3 protein-coding genes (1 of these 3 cut by a window edge) are annotated in these 25270 nt (G+C 68.2%); 1 reads left to right on the forward strand and 2 read right to left on the reverse strand.

Going from position 1 to position 25270, the window contains the following annotated elements:
• Together ACV4UZ_RS13705 and ACV4UZ_RS13710 are read right to left on the reverse strand one after the other, a co-directional pair.
• A protein-coding gene (locus tag ACV4UZ_RS13705; protein WP_491601366.1) for a LamG-like jellyroll fold domain-containing protein crosses the window boundary here: on the reverse strand, positions 1 to 21054 show its 5' portion. Its footprint begins 15099 nt before the window's first position; only the first 21054 of its 36153 coding nucleotides appear in the window; it begins with the start codon at positions 21052 to 21054; its stop codon lies off the left edge, out of view.
• Between the two features lie 400 nt (positions 21055 to 21454).
• Entirely contained in the window at positions 21455 to 23854 is a 2400-nt protein-coding gene (locus tag ACV4UZ_RS13710) for a PAS domain S-box protein (protein WP_491601367.1), read from the reverse strand.
• Between the two features lie 263 nt (positions 23855 to 24117).
• Here ACV4UZ_RS13710 and ACV4UZ_RS13715 point away from each other — a divergent pair, with 263 nt between their 5' ends.
• Positions 24118 to 25269 (forward strand): efflux RND transporter periplasmic adaptor subunit, encoded by a 1152-nt coding sequence (locus ACV4UZ_RS13715; protein ID WP_491601368.1) that lies wholly within the window; start codon positions 24118 to 24120, stop codon positions 25267 to 25269.
• The last annotated feature ends 1 nt before the right edge of the window (position 25270 follow it).

Here is a 25270-nt window from a genome sequence, read left to right on the forward strand (position 1 = left end):
GACCACCGCCGTGGACGCCGCCGTCGAGACGGTGCCCGCGCTGAAGGTGAAGACGTCGCCGCCCGAATTGCCGGTCAGGGTGTCGCCGCCGCTGCCGGCGATCAGGGTATCGGCGCCCGACCCGCCGATCAGGGTCTGCACCGTGGCGTCGGCCAGGGCGTTCAGGGTGACGGCCGCCGTGGAGAACTGGGCGTCCACGGCCACAATCCCGGCGTTGAACGCATTTGTGCCCAGAGTCAGCGAGGTCGCCACGCCACTCGCCGACACGGCCAGGAACTCGATCCCCTGGACATTGGCGAAGGCGGAATCGGCGATGACGCCGCCCGAGGTGAAGCTGAGCGTCAGGGTGTCATTGCCCAGGCCGCCATTGACGGAATCGCCGTTGGTGAAATCGGACAGACGGAAGCTCTCGGCCCCCGCGCCGCCGATCAGGGTGTCGGCTCCTGTCCCGCCGTCGATGGTGGCGATGCCGCCGCCCACCCGGATGACGTCGGCGCCGGTCCCACCGGTCAGGGTGACGACCGCGCCATTGGTGCTCACCCCCAGGGTCTTGCCGTCGCCGAAGGTCAGTTGCTCGACACCCGAGGCGAACTGCGATCCGCCGCCGGTCACCGCGAGGCTGCCAGCCGAGGCGCTGATGGTTGCCGCCCCCTCGGAGAACAGCAGGGCAAGCCTGTCGTTGCCCGCGCCACCCATCAGGCTGGTGGTGCCGTTGCCGGCCTGTACGGTCAGGCCCGAGGTCATCGCCGAGGCATTCACCGCCACCGTGCCGGAAACCGACACGGCGTTCAGGGTGACGACGCCCGCCGCCGCCGCCTGGGCTCCCAGACTCAGCGTGGCCGTGGACAGGCCGCCGCCCAGGGTCAGGGTCTCCACGCCGTGGACGTTGGCGAAGGCACTGTCGGACAGGCTGTTGGCGTTCAGGTTGGTGAGAATCAGGGTATCGTTGCCGGCGCCCATGTCGATGGAGCCGCCGGTGAACATGCCGTTGAGCGTCACCTTGTCGTCGCCGGTGCCGCCGATCAGGGTCTCGACGCCATCGACGGCCAGGGTCCGGCCGCCGCTCATCAGGGTCACGGTGTCGTTGCCGAAGCTGCCGTCGGCATAGGTCACGCCGGCCCCCACCACCAGATTGTCGTCGGCCATGGCGCCGATGATCTGGCTGGCGCCGGAATTCACCGACACGTGGTCGCCCGCGCCGTAATCGACCCACATGTTGCTGCCGGACAGCGTATCGGCCGGCCCGCCGTTCTTCATGACGGTGGTGGTGCCGCCGCTCACCGTGATGGTGGTGTTGGCCGCGCCCTGGATGGAGAAGGTGTTGATCCCGCCGCCGCCGATGAAGGTGTCGGCGCCGCTGCCGCCGGTGAAGGTGGCGCCCGTCCCCCGGCCCGAGGCATCCAGCGTCACGTTGGCGGTGGACCAGCTGGCGTCCACGGCACTGAGGCCGGCCGCCGAGGCCAGCGCGCCGAAATTGATGGTGACCGGCGAGCCCGACGCCGCCACCCGCAGCGCTTCCACGCTCTGCACGTTGGTGAAGGCGGAATCCACCACCACGCCGCCGGCGGTGAAGGAGAGCGTCAGGGTATCGTTGCCGAGACCGGCATTGATCGAATCGGCCGAGGTGAAATCGGACAGACGGATCTGATCGGAGGCCGAGCTGCCGATCACGGTATCGGACCCCGACCCGCCGTCGATGGTCAGGGCGGTCACCGCGCTGGCCGCCGAAATCGTGTCGTTGCCCAGCCCGCCATCGATGCTGGCGATGCCGTCGAGCACCGTGATGGCATCATTGCCGCTGCCGCCCGTGAGGGTCAGCAGGCTTGCATTATTGCTGACCGTCAGGGTGTTGCCGTCGCCGAAGCGCAGTTGCTCCACGCCGGTGGCGTAGAGTTGGCTGCCGCCGCTGACGTGCAGACTGCCCGCCGAACCGCTGAAGACCGCGGAGGCCTCCGTCGTCTGGAACTGGACCGCGTCGGTGCCGGTGCCGCCCATGAAGCTGGTGGTGCCCGATCCGGCGTCCAGGACCAGGCCGTTGGTCATGGTCGATGTATCGAGCGAGACCGTGCCGCTGGTCCCCGAGGCATCCACACGGGTGATGCCCGCCGCCTGGGCCTCGCTGCCCAACAGAAGGCTGGCGTTGTTGGCCCCGGCATTGACCTTCATGGTCTGCACGCCGGTGACCTCGGTGAACTGGATGTCGCTGATGCTCAGATTGCCCGAGGTCGCGACGAACATGATGGTGTTCGTCCCGCCCGACGCCGAGATGGTGTCGTTCTGGTCCAGCTCGTTCCAGCCGAACTGGAAGGTGTGGTTGCCACTGGTGGACCAGATCCTGTCGTTGCCGAAGCCGGCCTGGACCCAATCGATTCCCGTCCCGATGGTCAGGGTGTCGTTGCCGCCGCTGCCGACCAGCGTGGCGCCGTTGACCACGGTCACCGCGCCGTCGGTGAAGGTGAGGTTCAGGGTGCCGCCGGACAGCTTGTCCGTCTGGCCGCCGTTGACCAGCGACAGGGTGCCGCCCGATGAGGCGAACGAGCTGGCGGCCAGGCTGTAGCCCAGATGCACCGACGCGAAGCCCGCTCCGCCGGCGAAGGTGTCGTTGCCCAGGCCCGCCATGAAATTGACCGGACCGCCGAAGCCCGTGGCGTTCACCGCCACGTCGGCCGAGGACAGATGGGCGTCCAGGGTATTGAACCCGGCCCCCGAGGCCAGCGAACCGAACTCGATGCTGACCGGCGAGCCGGACGCCAGCACCATCAGCGTTTCCATGTTGTGCACGTTGGTGAAGGCGGAGGCCGCCACCACGCCGCCGGCGGTGAAGCTGAGCGTCAGGGTATCGGCGCCCAGGCCGCCATCCATGGAATCGGAAGCGCTGAAATCGGCCAGGCGGAACTGGTCGGTTCCCGAACCGCCCACCAGGGTATCGGAGCCCGACCCGCCGTCCAGGGTGACGGGAGTGGCGCCCGACGCCGTGATGGTGTCGTTGCCCAGCCCGCCGTCGGCATAGGTGAAGCCGTCGCCCAGATTGATGATGTCGTTGCCGCTGCCGCCCATGATGGAGGTGGAGCCGGCCTGGATGCTGACGCCGTCCGAGAGAACCAGCGTCTCCACATTGGTGAGCGTGGTGGTGACGCCGCTCACCACGGCGGTCAGCGTGGTGCCGCTGGTGCCCAGCACCGTGTTGGCGCTGGTGGCATGGGCCAGGGTCACCCGGTCGGTGCCGCTGCCGCCCTCGACCGAGACCACGCCCGCGCCGATGGTGAAGGTATCGCCCCCCACGCCGCCGGTCACGGTCAGGTTGGTGTCGCTGCCGGCGATTCCCAGCGTGGTGTCGCCAAAGCGCAGGACATCCACCGAGGTCAGGGAATCGGTGCCCTCGTCCAAGCCGACCGTATCGGTGTCGGTCACCATCAGATAGGTGCCGCCGACGATGCGGTAGCCGGCGGCCGGGCCGGCATAGACGGCGATGTCGCCGACGCTCAGCGTGCTGCCGGTGATGGTGTCGTTGCCCAGCCCGCCGGTGAATGTATGGTTGCCGGTCAGCGAGGTGACGACGGACATGCTGTCGGCGCCGTCATGACCCACCAGGGTGTAATCGGCGGCGGACGAGCCGGTGACCGTGAAGTTCACCTTGGTCGGCTGGGTGCCGGTGAAGGTGAACTGCGACGCATCCATCACCGTCGCCGTCCCCTGAAGGTTCAGGGTATAGGCGTTGGTTCCCGCGAACTCGATGGCCTGGCCATTGAGCACGCCGCCGTCGAAGTAGTAATTGGCGACGGTGCCCAGCTGGACCTTCTCGATCCCGGTGATCTGGGTGAGATAGCTGCCGCCGAAATTATAATACCCCATGCCCGACAGGCCGGTGCCGCTGAGCAGCAGGGTATCGTAGCCGTTGCCGCCCTCGATGGTGGAATTGGTCCCCACATTCAGGGTTCCGACGGTGAAGTCGAAGACGTCGTCGCCCTCGCCGCCCAGCATGGTGTCGGCCCCGCCGGTGGCGATCAGGGTGTCGTTACCGTCGCCCGCCGACAGGACGTCCATGTTGAGGGTGGATTTCAGGACGTCGTCGCCGGAACCGCCGATGAAGGAAATCTTGTCCCCGCCGGCGCCGTTGAAGCCGGTGAAAGCGAGGTAGCCCAGCTTGGTCCGGAAATCGGTGCCGATCACCTCGTCGCCGTAAAGGGCGAAGGTATCGACCCCCGAACCCGCCACCACCGAGATGGACGTGGTCGGCACGTCGGCGGTGTTCATGAAGGCGGTATAGCCGTTGAGGCTGAGCGTCTCGACGCCGGTGATGCTCACCCCGCGCAGGTTGTTGCCGCCCTGCAGCAGGATGGTGTCGTTGCCGTCGCCGCCGTCGATGATCTCGCCCGCCTCGGCGTGATTGGCCATGAACTTGAAGACGTCGTTGCCGTCGCCGCCGATCATTTTGTCGACGCCCACGCCGCCCATCAGGGTGTCGTTGTAGCTGGAGCCGAACAGGTAATCGGCGCCGGTGCCGCCCGTCAGGGTGACCACGCCGCTGGCCTCCGAGGCGTTCAGCTTGACGTAATTGCCGTCGGCGGGGGTCCAGTCGGTCAGCGCCCCCCAATTGGCGAAGGTGAAGCCCGAGGCGTCGAAGCCGGCGGTGGTGACGTTGATCTCCAGCTGGCTGCCGGTCGGCTGGCCGATGCCCTGCAGCGCCAGGGTCGTGGCCAGCCCGGCACCGAACTGGGCGGCGCGGGTCACCACGGTAGAGTATCCGCCGCCGATGGCCAGCGTCTCGATGCTGTCGAATTGGACCGCCCGCAGGTCGCCGCTGCCCAGAATCTGCACGGTATCGCCGCCGGCACCGCCATTGACGGTATCCGCCTCGTGGGTCCCGACGTGCAGGCGGAACACATCGCCGCCCGTGCCGCCGGTCAGGCTATCGACGAAGCCGGTGTCGGCGATCTCTTCCACCGAATTGAGCACCGTGGTGCCGCTGCCGGTGATCACCGTGCCGGTGGAGAGGTCGGCGGTGACGCCGGCCGTCATGCCGTAGAGGTCCAGGATGTCGTCGCCGGCGCCGCCGTTGATGGTATCGGTGCCGTCGCTCAACTTGAAGACGTCGCCCTGGGCCGAGCCGGTAATGGTGTCGTTGCCATCGCCGCCGGTGATGCGCAGCGTATCCTCCGCCCCCCAATTCACCAGATTGAGGTTGCTGGCGTCGAAGCTGGCGCCGCCATTGGGCAGGTGCAGGTCCAGGATCAGCGCCGCGCCGGTGCCGCCGCCGTCGATGGCCAGACCGGCCAGCTGTCCCATGCCGACGGACAGGGTGGTGGTGCCCGCCCCGGCGGTCAGGGTCTCGAAATTGCTGATGGCCGCCAGGTTGAGGTCGTAGGCCCCTCCGCCGCCGCCCAGAACCAGGGTATCGGCGCCCGCATTGCCGTTGAGCGTGGTGCCCGCCTGGGCGGTAAAGGCGGTGGCCAGGGTCAGGGTGTCGCCACCGCTGCCCCCCAGGATGGTGGTGAGAGCCATCCCGGCGTTTTCCACCAGGGTCAGGCCGGTCCCCATGGCCGAGCCATCGATCACCAGACGGTCGGTGACGGTCAGATTGTTCAGCGCAAGCTGGCCCGAGGCCACCATGTCGTTCAGGCTGCCCGCCCCGTCCACGGTGACGGTCAGCGATTTGGCGCCGACATAGCTGCCGAAATCAATCGTGGCCGCCAACGAGGTCCCCTCGGCCAGGACGGAGTTCTTCCAGGCCACCAGTTGCGACATGCCGACGGTCAGATCGAGGGCGCCAAGGGAATTGATCACCTCGATTCCCGACACCGAGGCGCCCCGCAGGTCCATGGTGGCGTCGAAGGTCAGATGATCGGCGCCCTGGCCGCCGGTGAAGGTGTTGTTGGCCCCCAGCGCCGCGCCGCCGGTCAGGAAGAACATGTCGGCCCCCGACGACCCGATCAGGGTGTTGCCGAAATTGCCGCCCACCACGGCATGGATGTTGCTTAGCGTGTCGGTGCCGACGCCGATTCCCGAAGCGGTCCCGGTGGTCAGGTTGACGGTAAGCGCCCCGGAGGCATGGCTGAAATCCACCACGTCGCCCAGGCCGGGCGCCAGGGTCGAGCCGGTGATGGTGTCGTTGCCCGCGCCGCCGTAGACATAAAGCGTATCGGTCCCGCTGGCGTGGTTCACGGTGATGCTGCCGCTGGAGCCCGACGCATCGAGCAGCCCGATGCCGGCGGCGGTGGCGTTGGTGCCCAGGGTCAGGGTCGTCGCCGACATGGCGGACAGACTCAGTTCCTCGATGCCGCTCACATTGGCGAAGGTACTGTCCGCCACCGTGCCGCCGGCCGTCAGGTTCAGCGTCAGGAGGTCGTGGCCCGCCCCGCCGGTTACCGTATCGCCGCTGGAAAGATCCGTCAGCTTGAACAGGTTGTCGCCGGCATCGCCCACCAGCCGGTCGCTGCCGGCCCCGCCGTCCAGAACGGCGACATGGCCGCCATTGAGGTAGATGGTGTCGTTGCCGGCCCCGCCGGTGATGGTGGCATAGTCCACCGCGAAGTGGCGGGAGTAGGTGCCGCTGCCACTGGCATCCGCCCCGGTCCAGGTGATCTCCACGCTGCCGTCGGCCAGGGTGGTGACGGCGGGATGGCGCTCGCCGGCGTAGGACGCATCGCTGGTGACGGCGATCTCGCCACCCAGCTTGTTGCCCAGGGCGTCGAAACGCTGGGCGTAGACATTGTGGTTTACATTATCCGTCGTGCTGTCCCACACCGCCAGGAAGCCGCCGTCGGGCAGCGCCGTGATGACGGGATAGGCCTGCCAGCCGGTGGTGGTGGTGTTGACGATGAACTCGCTGCTGGCCGGATTGCCGCTGGCGTCGAAGACCCGGCCGATGACGCCAAAATTGCTCGCTCCGTCCTGGCCCAAGCTGTGCCAGACCACGGCGAAGCCGCCGCCGGCCAGCCCGACCACCTTCTGGGCCCACTGGTCGGACGCCGTGGTGGTATTGACCGCGATGTCGCCGCCCTGGGATTGGCCCGCAGCGTTGAAGCGATGGGCGAAAACGTCCGCGGTGGCACCGCCGCCGGTGGTCCAGGAAACCACGAACCCGCCATCGGACAGCGCCGCGATGGCTGGTGTGGCATCGGTCCCACTGGAACAGAGGTTGGAGGTCGAGACCGGGAACTCGTTGACCACGACCACGCCGTCCGGGTCGTAGACCTTGACGAAGCTCATCTTCTGGCCGGTGAAGGTCTGCCCGCCATAGGAGTCCGCGGCCGAGAACACCACGGCGATATTGCCGTTGGCCAGTTCCGTCACCTCGGGCCAGCCCTGCCAGCCAGAAGCCTGATCGTTGATGCGGAATTCACCGTCGACGGGAGAACCATCGGCACCGTAGATCCGGCCATAGGTGCCGTAATCGTCGCCGTCCTGGCTGCTGCTGTGCCAGACGGCCATGAAGCCGCCATTGTCGAGCGGCGCCAGATGGACGGACCATTGCTCGCCGGTATAATGGGTGTTCAGGTGGATCTCGCCGCCGAGCGGCGTGCCGTCGGCATTGTAGACCTGCCCGTAGACGCCGGTGAGGCTGTCCCCGTTCTGATTGACGCTGTCCCAGGTGACCACATAGCCGCCGGTCTTCAACCCGGTGACCGCCGACCGCCACTGGTTGTCGGTGACAAAGGTGTTGACCAGGGTGGCCGCGCCGGTGGCGCTGACCGAGACGCCGCCCGAGATGGAAAGCGAACCGTCGGAGAAGTGCAGCGTCTCCACATTGCGAAGCGAATCGGTGCCGTCATTGCCATCGACGGTGTTGACGTCGGTGACCTTGAGCGAATTGCCGGACACGGCCAGGCGATACCCGGCCATGGCGCCGGAATACGCCATGCCGTCGGCCCCGGCGGCGCCGTTGAACATGTCGTTGCCCGAGCTGCCGGAAATGGTGTCGGCGCCCGAACCGCCCAGCACGGTGAAGGGGCCGGCCCCGGTAAAGGCGACCTGCTCGATACCGCTCAGCTTGTTGAACTCGCTCGGCCCCAGGGTGCCGCTGCCGGTCACGACCAGGGTGTCTGACCCAAGGCCGCCGATCACCGTAGAGGCAGCCTGAAGATCGGCGGCCCCCATCCTGATGACATCGTTGCCGTCACCGGCATTGATGGTGGCGAATCCGCTGCCGACGTCCAGGGTCTCAGCCGCGGCCGAGCCGGTCAGCGCCGCGCCGGTAGCGCCGGTCAGCACCTCGGTGAAGGCCGTGGCGTTGTTCACCGAAGCTACCGAGCCCGTCCCGGCCGTCGGTGAAATGGCTCCATTGCTGGCGTTGCTGAAATTCCAATAGCCCTGCAGGTTACTTCCCGATAGGGAACCGCCCCGGATAGCCTGGGAATCCGCCTGAATCTGGGTACCGCTGCGCACGCTGTCCCAAATGGCCACACCGGCCACCTCGCCGTTCAGGCCGGTATTGGTCACCCCGCCCCCAGCCGCATTGGCGTTGGCGGCGATGACGAACATGTCGTTGGTGGACTGGGTCAGCACCGAAGCGGCGGTCCCCTCCTCGACGCCGTTGACGTAAAGCCTGAGATGGCCGCCATTCTGCGCCGACAGGGCCAGATCGTACCACTGCCCGGCCTGGGCGACGGTCGTTCCCTCGACCATGACGCCGGCGTTGGCGGCAGCGTCCCAAAGATAGGCGACAAAGTGATGGGTTGTCGGGTCGATCCAGATATCCGTCGAATGATTGCCGGCAGTCTGGGAGAAGGTCCCCGAATCCCACGCCCCCGAGGAGGTTCCGTACAGTACGAACTGCCGCTCGTTCGCGTTGACGGCGTTGAACTTGACCGAGGCCTCCACCGTCATGGCGTTCGCCGCCGTATAGCCCATGGTGACGCCCGAGCCGGTGGCCCCGGTAAACGCCAGGCCCGAGATGTTGGTGGCGCTCTGACCCGGGCTGACGCCAAGGGTCGTGCCGTCGGCGAACACCAAGCTCTCGATTCCGACCAGGGTATCGGTCCCGTCGTTGCCGTTGGTGGTGTCGGTATCGGTCACCGTGATGGTGCCGTTGCCGTTGCTGATCCGGTAGCCGGCCAGATTGCCGTGGAACACCGCCTTGTCGGTGCCCGCGCCGCCGCTGAGCGCGTCGTTGCCCGAACCGCCGGTCAGGGTGTCGGCGCCCGAACCGGTGTTAAGAGTCACCGCGCTGGTGCGGGACGAGGCATCGAGTGCGACGTCGCCGGTGTTGCCGTAGGCGTCCACCCGGTTGATGCCGGCGGACGTGCTGGTGGCGTCGAGCACCACCGCCTGGGAGAGCGAGCCGCCCGACAGGCGGAGCGTCTCCACGTTGGTGACGTTGGCGAAAGCCGTGGCGTTGTTCAGCGTGCCGGAGGTGAAATCCTCGAAGGCGATGGAATCGGTCGATGCCCCGCCGGTCACCGTGGCATTGTCGGCGAGGTTGACGCGGAAGTTGGTCTTGCCGGCGCCCGCCACCAGGGTGTCGGCCCCGCCGCCGCCGGCGAGGTCGTAGTAGACGCCGGCCGAGGTGTCGTCGCCGCCCTTGATCTTGTCGGCGAAGGCGGACCCCTTGACGCCGTGGATATTGTTCAGGGTGTCGGTGCCCGAGGTCAGGACGCCGTTGACGTAATAGGATTCGATGCCCCAGCCCGGCGACGCGCCGTTCCAGGCGGAGCCGCTCAGGTTGACGGTGACGCCCGCCCCGGCGTGCTTGTAGCTGGCCTGGACGGAGCCGGTGGCCGAGCCGGTCAGGATGTCGTTGCCCGCCCCGCCCTCGAGGGCTGACCAGCCGGTGCCGCGCCCGGTCAGCACGTCGGCGGCGGTCGAGCCCTCCAGTTCATTGATGTCGGAAAGCGAACTGGTCCAGGTGGAGCCGCCATCGGTGATGGTCGCCACGCCGCTTTGCAGCGACGCCGTCACCGGCCCGGAATTGTAGGTGAAGCTGACCTTTCCGCCGATAATGCCGCCCCAGGCGTCGGTGGTGCCGTCGCCGAAGATGGTCTGATTGGCGCCGCCGGCGAAGAACACGTCCTCGCCGCCGCCGCTGATCATGGTGGTCACGGCGGCATTGAAGGCGAAGATGTCGTCGCCGGCGGTGCCGGTCAGCGTGCCGCCCGAAAGCGTCGTCGCCACGGTGACGGTGGGCGAATGGGTCGAACCCGTATGGATGTGGTGGATGCCGGCTCCGGCGAACTGGTCCTTGACCACCACTTGGCCGCCGCCGGACGCGCCGCTCATGTCGATGACCAGGTCGTTGCCCACCTGCCGGGCGCCCCGCAACCCTCCGTCGCCCACCGGCGAGCCGTCCAGCACGTTGACGCCCGCGGTGTCGATGATGGTGATGGTGCCCGAACCGCTGGCCGGCGCCACATAGGTGTCGGCGCCCGAACCGCCCTTGATGGTGAAATTCCCCGTCAGGCCGGACGCCACCGTCTCGGTGACGGTGCCGGACAGGGCCGAGGCGTCGATCACCTGCAGGCCGATGGTCTGGGCCGTGGTGCCCAGCGACAGGGCGGTGGCCGCCGCGCTGGTGCCCAGCGTCAGGGTCTCGAAGCCGGTGATGCCGGCGAAGGTGGTGTCCGCGACGCTGGTCGGAGTCGACGACAGCTTCAGGGTGTCGGACCCCGTCCCGCCGCTGACCAGACTCATGGCGCCGATATCGGTGCCGGACACCGTCAGGGTGTCGTCGCCGTCGCCCAGGCTGATGCCCTTGAAGCCCGAGCCGAGATTGATGGTGTCGCCGCCGACGCCCGTGGTCAGGGTCTGGTTGTCGGCGGCGCCGCTCACCGTCACCGGCTGGCCACCGGAGCTGAAGCCCAAGGTGGTGACGCCCACCAGGGAATCGGTCCCCCCATTGGTGCTCGCCACCGTGATGGTCCCGCCGGCATTGGCGGAAATGGTGGCCGACACCGTCGGCACGCTGACGGCGAAGATCACGGTATCCGTGCCGCCGCCACCGATAATGGTATCGTCGCCGCTGCCGGCGTAGAAGGTCTCGTCGGCCGCCGAGCCGGTGCCGGGATAGGTCACCGTCACCGAGACGGTCTGGACACTGGAGGTGCCGCCGGCACTGTCGACGGCGACCACCTGGAAGGTGTCGGTATAGCTGTACACCGGATCCACCGAATGGGTCACATTGGTGGGGCCGGGAAAATAGGTGTAGACGCCGGTGGTGGGATTGATGGAGACCGTGCCCATGCCGCCGTCGGTCATGGTCGAAACGAGGGTGTTGGCGCCGTTCCAGATGTAGTAGCTGAGCGTGTCGGCGGCCAGGACGTCCTTATCGGAGGCCGTCACCGTTCCCGTGCCGCCCACCAGGTTGTCGGCAGCCAGCGCGCCGGCGCTGGTGATGGTCGGCGCGTGGTTGACGTGGCTGACATCGATGGCGAAGCTGCCCGACGTGGTCTTGCTGCCGCCGGTGCCGTAATTGCCCAGGTCGTTGATTCCGACGCTGAGGGTGTCGGTGCCGAACCAGGCGGAATTGTTGGTGTAGCTGAGGCCGGCCAGGGCCGAATTGATGGCCGCCTGGGTGCCGGTGAACACCATGGAGGTGTCGCTGGTGCCGTCGCCGACGCTGAAGGTCAGCCCGGTGAGCGAGCCCAGGGTCAGCTTGCCGTTGGTCACCGACAGGCTGACCCGCTCCTGGGCACTGCCCAGGGCGTCGGAATCGGCGATGGACAGGCCGCTCAGGGTCAGCGGCGTGTCTTCGCCGGTGGCGAACGAGGCGGTACCGGCGGTCAGCACCGGAGCCTGGTTGGCGTGCGCCGCGATGACGAAGGGCAGGACGTTGGTGAAGGTCTGGCTGAGCGAGCCGTCATTGACCTGAACCGAGACGCTGAGATTGACCGTCCCGCTGAAATAGGCCGGCGTGGTCAGCTTCAGGTTCTCGAGATTGTCCGACGACGACAGGGTATAGGTGCCGTTGACGGCCGAGAGCGCCGTGGTGCCCAGCGACAGCGTGGTCCCGGTGGGAACGCCGGTGAGCTTGATCAGGCTGAATGAATCGGATGTGTCCGGCTTGGGATTGCTGATCCCGAGGGAGTAGGTGTGGGCGGCGCCGGTGATGTCCTCGGAATCCGAGGAGCTGATCAGGGTGGGATTCGGCGCGGTGATGGCCGGGGCCACGTCGATGTGCAGGGTCTTGATGGTCTTGTTGGTGACCCCCTGGTCGGCCGAGGTCGCCGTGACCGTCAGGTCGATGCCGCCGTTGAAATACTGGGCGGGAAGCAGCTTGAGATTGGTCAGCTGCGCCGACGACAGGCTCCAGGTTCCGTCACCGGTCATGGTGCCCGCCGACAGGCTGGCGCCGGTGGGAACCCCGGTGATGACGATGGACGAAATGGTGTCGCTGGTGTCGGCGTCGGTCACGCTGATGGACAGCGGAATCTGCGACACGCTGGTGGTGTATTCCGTCCCCGTGGCGGCGGTGGTGGTCACGGTCGGCGCGGTGGCCACCGCCTTGAGGCTGATGGTGGCGGTGGCCGCCTGGGCGGAATAGGCCTCGCCGTCGGACGCCTTCCACTGGAAGGTGTCGTTGCCGTTGAAATAGCGGTTGCCGCGATAGGTCAGGTTGCCAAGCTGGGCCGCGCTGATCTCCTGGTTGAGCGTCACCGCCGTGCCGTTCAGCAGCAAGGTGCCGTGGCTGGTCAGCCCGGTGATCTGGATCTTGGACAGCGCCTGGGAATTGAGATCGGTATAGGCGTTGGTGAAGGTGCTGGCCGACAGCGCCACGGTCTGGTTGCCCGAGGTGTTTTCCATGCCCGCCACGGTGATGGCCGAGACGGTGGGCGCCACGTTGACGTGGTTGACGGTGATGGTCAGCGTGCCGGTGGCGGTGAAGACGCGGCTGACGGTCAGCGAGGCCGGATCGGTATTCTCCACCTTGGTCTGGGCGACGTTCAGGATGGCGGTGTCGGTCAGGGTGTAGGTGATGGTCTCGGTGCCCGAGAAATACTTGTTGGGCGTATAGACGATGGTGTCGCCCACCAGCACCACGGACCCGTTGAGGGCACCGCCCACCGCCGAGATCACCACGCTGTCGTTCACCAGGGCGGTGTTGGAATCGAAGGCGCTGCCGTCGAAATGCCGGTCATTGGCCAGAACGTTGACGGTCACCGAATTGACGGTGGTGCCGATATTCTCGTTCACCGTGCCGGTATCGGCCACGGCCACGGCCGCCGCGTTGGTCTCGGCCGTCTTCACCGCGTTGGCGTTGAGCGTCTTGATGGTCTCGCCGACCTGGCTCTTGAAATTGGTGAAGCCGGTCTCGATGGCGCCCACGTTGGACTGGATCTGCAGCACCGCCTGAGCCGCCGCCTTGGCGATGGCGGTCTGGTTCTCCGAGATGGCGATCTTGGCGGTGGTATCGGTGCGCTCGGCCAGGGCGGAGGTGTAATCGGCCGAGACCGGCGTGGCACTGCCCGACAGCACGCCGATGTCGGTGACGTTCTGGTCGATGGCGGAATCGGCGCCGGTCACCAGGCCGGCGGCGGTGTTGGCGGCGGTCACCTTGGCGGAGGCCAGGGCATCCAGGTCGCCGGCCTTGGTGATCAGGGTGGACAGCGTCGCCAGCGTCGCGGTGCCCAACACGCTCAGATGGTCGTTGTACCAGGTCTGCATGTTGCCGATGACGGTGGTCAGGCGGCCATGGATATCGGTGGTGGTGCCGGCGTTGCTGTCGTCGTAGGCATCGCGGGCGGCAACGTATTGGGCGTTGGCCAGCGTCTTGTTCGCCTCGGCCTTGGCGGCCTGGGAGACGATTTCGCCCTCGATGGCGTCGATGGCCTTGACCAGGGCGGCGGTGGCGTCGGTGGCGGCCTGGGCGGCGGCGGCGGAGGCGTCGGCGGCCTTGGTGTCGGCGCCCGACGCGGCGGTGGCGGCGGCATCGGCGGCGGTATCGGAGGCGATGGCCGCGTTCTTCGAGGTCTCCGCCTTGGTCACGTAGCCCTGGGCGGCCGACCCGGCGCCCTGGCCGGCGGCGGCGGTCACCGCCGAATTGTAGGCGTTGGTGGCGGTGGTCTTGGCGGTCTCGGTCAGGGCGGCCGCGGCGGCGGCGTCCACCGAGGCCTGATGGGCGGAGGCGGCGTGGGCGGCGGCGGAAGCGATCAGGGCCGAAATGTCGGCGCTGGGATTGGCGATGATGGCGTTGGCGGCGGCGGCGGCATCGGCGGCGGCGGCGGCCGCCTCGGTCTTGGCCAGCGCCGCCTTGGTCACCGCGATCAGTTCCTGGGCGGCGGCGGTGGCGGCGGCGGTGGCCGCCGTGGTGGCGAAGCCCTTGGCGCTGGTCGCGGCGGTGAGCGCCGTGTCGTAGGTCTGGGCGTTGGTCAGCTGGGCGGTGATGATGCCCACATTGGCATCCACCGTCGCCTTGGCGCTGGCGATCAGAGTCTTGTACTGGGCCACCAGATCGGCGGCGGCCTTGGCGTCGGCGGCGGCCTTCAGGGCATCCTGGGCATCCACGGCGGCCAGGGCGGCGGCCTTGGCGGTGGCGGCGGCCGCCAGCTGGCCTTCCACGTCCTTGACCGATCCCGTGGCATCGAACAGATCCAGCGCCTTGGTCTTGGCGGCCTGAATCACGGTGTCGGCCTGGGTCGCCGTCTTGTAGGCGGCCTCGATCTGGGCGCGGGTATAGGCATCGGCGGAATTGGCGGCGGTCTGCCCCACCACCCAGGTGTTGTACAGCGTGGTCAGCGCCGCCAGCTTGCCCGCCTCGGTGGCCGCATTCCCCGACGTGCCGATGGCGGCGACGATGGCGTCCTTGTCGGTCAGCGCATCGCCGCGATTGGTGGTGGCGGCGGCATGCGACGCGGTGGCCTCGGAGCGGGCCGACAGGATGGTGACCTGATTGACGGCGGCGGTGACCTTGTCGGCCAGACCGGACACGGCGGTGCCGGCCTGGGATTGCAGATTGGCCACCAGCGACACCTTGGAAGCGGCGATGGCCGCCTCGGACTGGGCGGTGGCGGCGTAATCGGCGGCCAGCTTGGCGGCGGCGGCGGCGGCGGCGGCGGCGGTCTTGGCGGCATTGACGTCGGCGGCGCCGTCGGCGTTGGTCTTGGCGGTCGAAGCCAGCCCCGCCTGGGTCCCGGCATTGGTGTCGGCGGTCTGGGCCGCCAGGGCGGCGGCATCCGCCTGGGTCAAGGCGGTATTGGCCTGGGCGGTCAGGCCCGACAGGGCGGTGTTGGCGGTGGTGATGGCGTTCTGAGCCGCCGTGATGGCGGCGTTGGCCGCCGTCTTGTCCAACCCGCTGATGCCGGCCAGGGTGGTGATGGCATTGTTGATGGCGGTGGTCAGGGTCGTGACGCGGCCGGTGGCGTCGGTATAGGCGGTGTCGAACTTCGTGCGGACATCGGTGACGCCGGCGCCGTCATTGGCGGTGCCGTCGATCAGGTCGGCGGCCTGCTGCGCCTTGGTAAAGGCGGTCCCGGCATCGGTGTCGGCGGTATTGGCCTTGTTGAGCGCCGCCAGGGCGGCGGCCTGGGCGGCGGCGGTATCGGCGGCGTTGGCGGCGGCCAGCTGCTCCTGCACCGCCTCCACCTGGGCGTAGGCGTTGTCGGCGGACAGGCGGCGCGCGTGGGCCAGATCGGCCAGGCGGTGGATTTCCGCGTTGAACGCCACCACCTCGGCGTAATCGGCCTGGGCCTGGGCCAGGGCCTGTTCCCAGGCGCTCTTGGCCTGGGCCTGGGCGTTGGCCAGGTTGGCGATGGTGGTGCTGGCCAGAGTATAGGCGGTCAGCGCGTCGGCCAGGGCCAGATCGGCGGCGGTGACGGCGGCGGCGGCGGCTTCGTCGTCGGCGACCGCCAGGGTGCGGGCCGACGTTGCCTCGCTGATGGCGGTGTTCAGCGCCGCGGTGTCGGAATTGCCGAAGGCGGTGGCGGCGTCGGCGGCCCTTGCGGCCACGGTGGCGGCGTGGGCGGCGGCCTCGGCGGCCTCGGTGGTGGCGGTGGCGAGATAGGTGGCGGAATCGCCCCGCGCGTCATCCAGCAGGGCATCGGCCTGGCGCTCGGCCACCTGCTCGCCGGCGATCTCCAGCGTCTCGGCCGAGGTCTCGGCGGCGGCGGCCGACGACAGGTTGTTCTGGGCCAGGGTGAAGGCGGCCGAAGCGGCGTCCAGCAATTCCTGCAGGCTGTCGGCGCGGCTTTCGGCGGCGGTGGCGGCGGCATCGGCCTCGGCCGCCGAGGTGGCGGCGTTGACATAGGCGTTGTAGGCGGAATCGTAGGCGTCGTGCCAGGCGGTCTGCACCAGATCGCCGGGAGTCGCGTCCCACTTGGCGGTGATGGCGGCGGAAATCTGCGCCTCGGTGGCCGAGGAGGCGAGCGCGGTCCCGGCATAGGCGTTGACCTTGGTCACCAGATCGGCCAGCGCCTCGGAGGCCGGGGTCTGGCCCAGCGAATCCAGCAGCTTGTAAAGGGCGGTGTGCAGCGAGCCCTGTTGCGAGGTCAGCGCGGCGTCCGCCGACGCCTTGGCGATGGACGCGCTATCTGCTTCGGAACGGGCGTCGGCGGCCTCGGAATAGGCGGTGTCATAAGCGGTCTTGGCGGCGTTCCACGCCGTGGTGGCCGTGGTGGTGGCGGCGTCGGCGTTGATGCGGTTGCTGATCAGGGTGCCGGCCCGCCAGGAATCGGCGGCGGTGGCATAGTCGGCGGCGGTGGTGGCCAGGGCGGCGGCGGCGGCGGCGGCGCTCTTGGCGGTGGTGAGGTAGGTGGCGGCCGAGGCGATCTCGTCGGCGGCCTGCTGATAGCCCGTTCCCGCCAGCACGGCGGCGTCGAACTTGGCCTGGGCCAGATCGGCATAGGCCTTGGCCTGGGCGGCGCCGGTGGCGACCTTGGTCAGATTGCCGGCCCAGAAATCCAGATAGGTCTGAATCTCGGCGGTCACCGCGTCGGTGACGGTGATGCTGGTCTGCACCACGTTGGCCGCCGTGTAGGTCTTGGCGGCGGTGTCCAGGCCGGTCTGGGTGCCGGCATTGTAGCTGAGCAGGGCGGAATTGCCGGCGGCCGTTTGGGTATCGTCGCGCATGGCGGCGGCGGTGGTTTCGGCCTGGGCCTCGGCGGCGGCACGCTCCGCCTGCTTGGCGGCGATGGCGGCGGCGGCCTGGGCGGCGGCGGTGGCGGCGGCGGTGGCGGCGGCCTCGGCGGCGGCCTGGGCGGAGACCAGGGCGTCATGCTTGGCCGCCGCGCCGACGGCCACGTATTGCGCCTGGGTGGCGTTGGACGAGGCGGTCTCCACCGCCTTGTTCAGGGAGGCCACATGGCCCTCGATGACGCCCTTCTGCGTCGCGATCGCCTGGGCCTGACTGGACACGGTGTCGCCCAGGCTGTTGGCATCGGCCGATATGGTGGCGACGAGGGCCAGCTTGGCCAGGGCGTTGGTCTGCGCCGCCTGGGCGGCCGCCTTGTCGGCCAGGGTGTCGGCGACCGCGGCGTTCACCGCGGTGGTCGCGTTGGACGCAAGGCTCATGGCGGCCAGCGCCGCATTGGCCGCGGCCAGGTGGGTGGTGGATTCGCCCGCCTCGGTATTGCCGGTGGCAACAAATCCCGAGGCGGCGGTGACGGCGGCGGACGCCACCGTCTGGGCCACGGCCACGGCCGCCGCGTCGGCGGCGTCGGCCTTGGTCTGGGTCAGGGCCGCCTTGGTGGTGGCGGTGGCGAGCGCCGTCGCCACGTTGCCCAGCGCCACCTTGGCATCGGGAATGCTGGCGGCGGCCTGAGCGACAGCATTGGCGGCAATTGCTGCGGTGGCGGCGGTGGCGGCGTCGTTGCGTGCCGCCAGCGCGTCGGCATAGGCCGCGTTGAGCAGATTGACGTTGGCCGCGTCATCGGCGGCGTAGTCGTCGAACTTGGTCTTGGCGTTGAGCGCCTGGGCCAGGGCGTTCTCGGCCTGCTGCAGCTTGGCGGTGGCCTGGCTGGCGCCGTCGGCGGCCTCCTGCTTGATCTTGGCCATGGCCACGGTGTTGGCCTGGGCTTCCTGACTGGTCAGGGCGCCGTTCAGGGCATTGACCTGATCGGCCGGCAGCGGATCGGTGGCGACCACCAAGGCCAGGGCCGCCTGGGCGGCCACATAGGATTGATGGGCCGAGGCCTTGGCCTGGGTGGCGCTGGCCACCGCCGACTGGGCGGCCGTCAGGCTGGCGGCCATGGAGGCGGAATAGACGTTGTAGGTGGTCGCGTCGGCGATCGCCGTCTGGAGCTGGACGAGGGCGGCCTGCGCCTGGGCCAGGGCGGAGCCGGCGGCGGCATCGTATTGCAGGGCCAGGATGACCGCCTCGGAGGCGGCGTCGTGATAGCCGAGATAGGTCGCCGTCTTGTTGGACGGATCGATGAGCGCCGCCCCGGTCAGAGCCGGATTGATGAAGGAGTAGTTGACATTGGCGCCCCAGGCGGCAAAGGCGCCGTCACCGGCCGCGATGGCGTCGGCGGCGGCGGTGGAGGCATCCAGGGGATCGCCGTTGCCGTCATGACTGGCGGTCCCCGAGGTTCCCGCCTTGCTCAGCACCGTGGCCACATGGGTGTTGACCAGGTCCAGGGCGTCGGACACCTGGTCCAGATAATAGACGGTCGCCGCGGTCTCGGCGGCGCCCAACCGCCATTCGGCGCTGGCCTCGGCCGCCTTGGCCTCGCCCAGATCATCCATGTGGCCGAGCGTGGTGGCCAGTTGCACCCCCGCCGCCGCCTGGGCGTCGGCGATATCGTCTTCCTTCTGGATATAAGCCAGTTCGGCCGTCAGGGTGACGGTGAGCTGGGTGTTGGCGCTGGCCAGGGCCGTGGTGTAGGACGAATCGCGCACCGCGGCGATATCGCTGTAATAGCTTTGCAGGCTGACCGCCGCATCCGATGCCTGGTCCACCACCGTGGCGGCGGAAGACACCGCCGTGGCATCGGCATGGTCGAGACCGGTGAGCGCCGCCTCGGCGGCGTCGGCCACCTGCTGCGCAACCTTCCAGGACTGGGTCGCCAGGTCGGCACCCTCGGCGGTGGTGACGAAGGCCGCGTGCCCGGCGATCCAGGCGCTGACCGAGGCGGAATCCGTGGCCACCGCCGGGTGGGTGTCGTTGTAGTAGACGACCGCCCAATAGCCGGCGGCCGCGTCGCCGGCAAAGGCCGCCTGGACCACCGCCGCGTTGGCCGCGTTGGCGACGAAGGCCTTCACCGTGGCCAGATCGGTGGCCAGATGATCGGTGGTGGTGGCGAGCGAATTGTAATAGCGCACCACCGCCTGGCCGAAATAATAGGCGGTGGAATGGGCGTCGGCCGATGCCACCGCCGCCTTGACGGCAACCAGGGTGGCGGCGGCGGAACCACCCGCGACAAAGGCGGCGACGGTGGCGGAATCCAGCGCGCTGACGGGATTGAGGGTGTTGTAGTAATTGACCACCGCCAGATCGTGCCCGGCCTGGGCCAGGGCCTGGGCGGCATCGATCTTGGCCTGCGCGGCGGCGATCAGGGTATCGCGGGGCGAGCCGGCGGCGGCGGAGGCCGCCGAACTCATGTCCGACGCCGCGCCCGACAGGCCGGTACGGAAATCGGCGCCCCAGGCCGCCACCGCATGGGCGGCGTTGGTCTTGGCGTAAAGGGCGGTGTCCAGCGCCGTTTCCAGGGCCGCCAGTTCGGCAACCTCGGTCTGATAGGAGGAGAGCAGCGGAACCAGTTCGCCGCGAAGATCCGAGATTGCCTCGAGACGCTGGGCCAGGATCGCCTGATCGGTGGCGACCTGAAGCTCGGCCGTCTCGCGCGCGTCCTCGCGCGCGGCCTCGGCATCGGCCGCCGCCCCGGTTTTCCACTGGGCCAGAAGGTCGGTGAGCACCGAATTGGGATCGTCGACGATCTCCTGGGATTGCTGGGCGGCGGCGGCAACGATGGCGGCGGCGGTCAGGGTCTGCCCCTCGTAACCGGCGATTTCCGTGGCGCCGTTCACGATCACCGGCACGTCGGGATATTTGACCGCCAAGGCGTCGGCCTCGGCGGAAATGACGGCGATTTGCGCCATGGCCGCGTCGGCGATGACCTTCAGCGCATCGATCTGGGCGTCGAGAGCCGCCACCTTGGCCGTCAGGCTGGGATAGCCGTCATAGCTGTCGGTCAGCACCGCCAACTGCTGCTCGGAATAGAGAGCTTCCACGCTGGCCTGGGCGGCAACCGCGATGTCCTTCAGCCTCCGGGCGGAATCGATCAATTCCTGCATACGCAGAATGGCCGCCTGCTTGGCCGTATCCTCACGTTTCTCGATGACGACGATGATGTCCTCCCGCCGCCCTCTCTCGGGGATGGGTGGCGGCGGAGGAGGCGGCGGAACGAAGATGAAGCCGCTTCCGATGGGAATGGGTTTGGGCGGCGGCGGAAGCGGTGCCGGCTCCAGCGAGGGGGGCGGCGGAGGCGGAGGCTTGACCCCCTGCTCCTGCTGCTGTTGCTGCTGTTGCTGCTCCTGCTGGAATTGCTGCTGGACCTGGGAGGCGGCCTGGCTGTAGCTGTTGGACAGCAGATTCTGGGCGTTGGGCAGGCTGAACGACGCGGTGCCGCCCAGTTGCATCACCTGCTGCGGCGACAGGGTGGTCTGGGTCAGCTGCCCGGTGGGCGACAGGCTGGCGGCCTGGCCGGGGGCGTTCAGGGTGATGGACTGGCCGGAATTGGTGGTGATGAAGACTTCGCCGGTGACGTCGCCCTTTTCCTGCATCATGGCGACGGTCTGGCCGTTGCCCACCAGGCCGGTGCCGCGGATGCCCACGGTCATGGTCGGGGTCTTCAGGGACAGGGCATCGGGAGCGGACTTGGCGAGCTGGCCGGACACCAGGGCGAAGCTGCCCGACTGGACGTTCAGCACGCCCTCGCCGGTCTTGCCGTCGGGATCGAAGGTCATCTTGTCGATGACCATCTTGCCCTTCTCGCCCAGCGACATGGTGGTGCCGTCACTGAACACCACGCCGACGGCGCCGCCGGCCTTGGTGATGAGCGTGTCACCCTCGAAGATGGGGTCACCCTTGGTCAGGGTCTGAACCGTTCCGTCGGCACGCCGGACCTCGGCGGCACCGTTCAGAGTCTGAACCGTGCCGACCGCATCCGTCGCTGCATCCCTTGGCGCCATGCCACCCTCTTCTCACCATCACCAGCCCGCGCGCCATCCCCGGCGCGCGACAGCCACTCCGCACCACTCTGCATCATACGATGGATTGCGAGAAAAGGTCAATATACAGCATTCACCCGAGCCAGTTACTCTCTTTATTTATCAGAGTTCAACCGGCATCAGTCTGCGCGAGTATAAGCAAAAAGCAGCTGGCGCCCGCAAGAACTACAGTAAAAATAGGGGCGAAAGAAAGCCATGATCGTATTGTTTATCTTTGATATCGTATAAAACAACATCAACCATCACACGAAGATGCAACTTTATCCTCGGTCACAGCCACAAGCCTGACTCTCCCCCGGCAAGAGGGAGAACCAAGCCTTTCCGGATATGACAGACGACGTGGCCGAGTCGCTTCGCAACCCTAGGTTTTGCGAATCGTGAAGATGAAGGCGCTTCCCGCACCGGGGGTTGATTCCACCCGGATACGCCCGCCGTGGCGCTCGACGATCTTCTTGCAGATGGCCAGCCCGATGCCGGTGCCTTCGTAATGCTCGCGGGTGTGAAGGCGCTGGAACACCAGGAAAATACGGTCGAAATAGGCCGGATCGATACCGATGCCGTTATCCCGGACGGTGAATGTCCATTCGTCCGCCCCCTCCTCGGCCGAGACCTGGACCTCGGGTGGGCGGTCGGGCGAGCGGTATTTGAGCGCGTTGCCGATCAGGTTCTGCAGCAGCCGCAGCATCTGCGAGCGGTCGGCGGAGACCATGGGCATGGGGCCGACCTCGAGCCGCCCCTCCGCCTCGGCCAGTGCCGCTCCCAGGTTGCTGCGCGCGTCCGCCAGCACCTCTTCCATGGAAAACCGGCTGAACTTGCCGCCCAGCCGCTCGACGCGGGAATATTCCAGCAGGTCGTGGATCATGGCCTGCATGCGCTTGGCCCCGTCCACCAGGAAGTCGATGAACTCGTCGGCGTCGGAATCCAGCCGGCCGCGATAGCGCCGCTCGATCAGCTGGGCATAGCCGGCGATCATGCGCAGCGGCTCCTGCAGGTCGTGGGAGGTGACGTAGGCGAACTGCTCCAGCTCCTTGTTGGAGGCGTCGAGCCGGGCCAGCAGATCCTGGGTGCGGGCCTCCATCACCTTGGCGACGCTGACGTCGCGGCAGATGAACAGCAGGCAGTCGAGATCGTCGAGGACCACCTCCTGCACCGAGACCAGAACGTCGATCACGCTGCCGTCCTTGCGCCGCAGCCGGGTCTCGAACTCGGAGACCTGGCCGTCGCGACGGATCAGCCGCAGCAGCCGGACGCGGTCCTCGGGCCGGGCCCAGACGCCCAGGTCCAGGGCGGTGCGGCCCATGAACTCGTCGCGGGAATACCCCAGCATGGCGGAAAAGGCGTCGTTCAGTTCGATATAGCGCCCGTCGCGGGCTCCCGAGATGACCAGGGCGTCTGGACTGGCCCGGAAAGCCTTGGCGAACTTCTCCTCCGACAGTTCCAGCCGCCGCTCGGCCTGCTTGGCCGCCGTGATGTCCTCGATGGTGCCGACCAGCCCGCCGGACGGCCCCGCCTCGACCGACAGCGCGGCGGCATGGCCGCGCACCCAGCGAATGGAGCCGTCGCCGCGCACCAGGCGCATCTCGGCCAGGAACTCCCCCTCGCCGTTCACATGGCGCCGCCACAGGTCGCCCACCGCCTTGCGGTCGTCGGGATGGACCACGTCGCACCACTTGCCGCCCAGCATCTCGTCGCGCGACCGCCCGGCCAGCTCCAGCCAGCGTTCGTTGACGTAGAGGCAGGTGCCTTGGGCGTCGCTCTGGAACACCCCCACCGGCGAATGCTCGGTCAGCATGCGGTAGCGGGCCTCGCTGGCGGCCAGGGCCTGCTGGATGCGCTGGCGCTCGTCCAGACGCCGGTCGGAAATCACCGCCAGCCCGATGGTGAGCAGCGCCAGGACCAGGGCGCCTCCCCCCTGGAACGCCACGTCACGGCGCCACGACGCCAGGGCGTTGGACAGGGGCATGCCGACCGCGATCACCAGCGGATGGTTCGGCAGCCGACGATAGGCCAGCACCCGTTCGAGGCCATCGGTGACCGAAGTGCCGACGAAGGACCCCACCGGCGCAGTCTGCAAGCGCCGCATGACCTGCCCCTGAGCCACCGACTTTCCGCGCCATTGCTCGCTGTCGGGCAGGCGCGCCAGAATGATGCCGTCGTCGCGGATCAGGGTGGCGCGGCCGCCATCGGCCGGCAGGATGGACCGCAGCTCGTCTTCGAAAATCTTCGGATCCAGAGCGACGGCCACCACCCCCAGCAAAGAGCCGGCGCCGTCGCGGATGGGACGGGCGACCACGATGCTCTGGGCGGCCACCACCCGGCTCTGCAGCGGCGCGCTGATGGCCACCGACCGCTTGGCGTCGTCCCGCAGGGACATGAAATACTCCCGGTCCCGCACATTGGTGCCGGCCATGCCCGGCATGGTTCCGCCGACCATCACGCCGTCGGCGCCGATGAACACCGCGCTGCGGATCTCGGGAAGGAACTTCATCCGGTTGCCGACCGAGGCGAGCGAGCGCGCCAGATCCACCGGCAGCCCAGCGGGAGCCTCCTCCTCCATCTCGGACAGCAGTTGGTCGATGCCGCGCAGGACGCCGGAGACATGCTCCTCGGACACACGGGCCAGGGCCTGGACCATGTATTCGCCGTCGGCGATCTCCTTATGGTAGCTGCCTACCGCCTGCCAGATGGTCAGCGCCGCCAGGCAGGGAACCACCACGGCCGCCAGAAGCCGGGCCCGCCACGCATTGGCCGGGCGCAGCATCGCCGGCGTCGGCCCGGCGCCCCCGGGCAACGTCTCAGAGCCCGATTGTGGCCGGTCCGCATTCATACCCGAAAGAATACATCCTGATCGTATAGTTCACAATAACCGGACCATCCTCCGGGTCGGCCGGGCGCTTCCTGTTGACCGATACCCCCACCCCTCGTTAAAACCGAACCGTTCAGTTCAGTCTGACCGGGCGCTTGTGTCTGCGGGCGGCCATGACCATTCTTTCCTCACTCATCCGCCGATACGGGACCGGATCCATGGACAGTTCACCCCGCCGCTTCAGACTTCCGCTTCCCGTCCTGCTGCTGGGCGGTCTGGCGCTGCTGGGCGTGGCGGCGGGAATCGCCTCGTTCTCGTCCCCCTCGTCCGGCCCGGCCGGCGCGCCGCCGGCGGGTGCCCCGCCGGTGACGGTGGCGCAGCCGCTGACCCGCACGGTCATCGACTGGAACGACTATACCGGCCAGTTCGCCGCCCGGGATTACGTCGAGGTGCGCGCCCGGGTCAGCGGCTATCTGACCGAGGTGCATTTCACCGACGGCCAGATGGTCGGCAAGGGCGACCTGCTGTTCGTCATCGACCCCCGCCCCTACGAGATCGCCCTGGCCTCGGCGCGGGCCCGGCTGGACCAGGCGTCCGGCACCAGGGAATTGGCGCGGCGCCAGCTGGCCCGGGCCAGCGAGCTGAACCGCAAGGAATTCGTCGCCGAAAGCACCCTGGACCAGCGCACCGAGGAATCCAGGGGGGCCGGCGCCACCGCCCAGGCCGCCATGGCCGCGGTGCGCGACGCCGAGCTGAACCTGCAGTTCACCCGCATCACCGCCCCCATCTCGGGGCGGATCAGCGCCAAGCAGGTGAGCGTCGGCAATCTGGTCACCGGCGGCCCCACCGTGTCGTCGCCCACCCTGCTGACCACCATCGTTTCCCAGGACCCCATCCAGATGGGGTTCGACGTCCCCGAGAACGACTTCCTCGGCCTCTCCCGCCGTGGCCCGCTGGTGGGCGCCGGCGTGCAGATCACCGTCGGCGGGGAAAAGCGCGAAGGCCGCATCGACTTCGTCGACAACCAGATCGACCGGGGCACCGGCACCATCCGCATCCGCGCCCTGGTGGACAATCCGGAAGGCCGCATTCCGCCCGGCGCCTTCGCCCGGGTGCGTCTGGCCGCCTCGGAGCCCTATCAGGCGCTGCTGGTCCCCGATTCGGCGGTGGCCACCGACCAGTCGCGCAAGGTGGTGATGACCGTCAAGGACGGCACCGTGACGCCCAAGGTGGTCCGCCTCGGCCCCAAGGACGGAACGCTGCGGGTGATCAAGGACGGCCTCGCGCCCGAGGACGAGGTGATCATCAACGGCCTGATGCGCGCCCGGCCGGGAACCAAGGTCACCGCCCAGCCCGGCAATATCCAGTAGC

The organism is Paramagnetospirillum sp., assembly GCF_058402745.1.

What these genes read in the sequence shown, in the direction of transcription:
- ACV4UZ_RS13710 (WP_491601367.1), bottom strand. Translation starts at nt 23,854, where the DNA reads ATGCTGCGCCCGGCCAATGCGTGGCGGGCCCGGCTTCTGGCGGCCGTG.
- ACV4UZ_RS13715 (WP_491601368.1), top strand. Translation starts at nt 24,118, where the DNA reads ATGGACAGTTCACCCCGCCGCTTCAGACTTCCGCTTCCCGTCCTGCTG.